At 54.5% G+C, this 585-nt stretch carries 1 protein-coding gene; it reads right to left on the bottom strand.

The window, feature by feature from the left end; all coding sequences use genetic code 11:
* Positions 1-155 precede the first annotated feature (155 nt).
* On the bottom strand, positions 156-585 hold a 430-nt coding region (locus tag AC1DRJ_RS31745; protein WP_477805578.1), incomplete at its 5' end, for a hypothetical protein.

Here is a 585-nt window from a genome sequence, read left to right as displayed (position 1 = left end):
CCCTTTTAGCTCATACGCCAGTACCCCATCTGCCTCATGGGTGACTGATTTGATGTACACCTTGAATGTGTTTGGCATTTCGCAACCTAGCCCGAACCATGGATTGTTATTGGAGCGTTCGGCCGCCAGCTCATCGAGCTGACGGCCTGACGGGATCAGAGATAAGTCATTCTGCGTTCTTGACGCTTCTGCTCCGTGTAGTCCTGAATGACGGTCCCAACAGGAATCATGTCAGCCAACGCTCTCAATGAACGGTAGTCGCTCGCTTGCGCCTGGACGCTGTCTTCATTGGCTTCCGATTGACGAATCCGCTCCATCAATTCACGCCGTAAACGGACAATTGCGAGATCCCCGCTACCCAGGAACTCCCGCGTCCGATCGACAATGGGAATGCTCTCGGCAACGGCGTAATCCTCAAAAATAACGCCCGGAACTCCTGTCCAGCTCCGACCAGCACGCATTGCTTCGCGATMTTGCCCATAGTTGGGAAGACCTTGGCGGGACGCTGCGAAGTTGTCGTCGGATTCATCAGTACCATGCAGCGCGAAATCCGGGAGGTTTTCATCGATAGGTTGGCGCGAATCC

It is taken from the genome of Pseudomonas sp. P5_B2, from assembly GCF_056400445.1.
The sequence above is the reverse complement of the archived record's forward strand: the minus strand, read 5'-3'. Positions and strand labels throughout refer to the sequence as shown.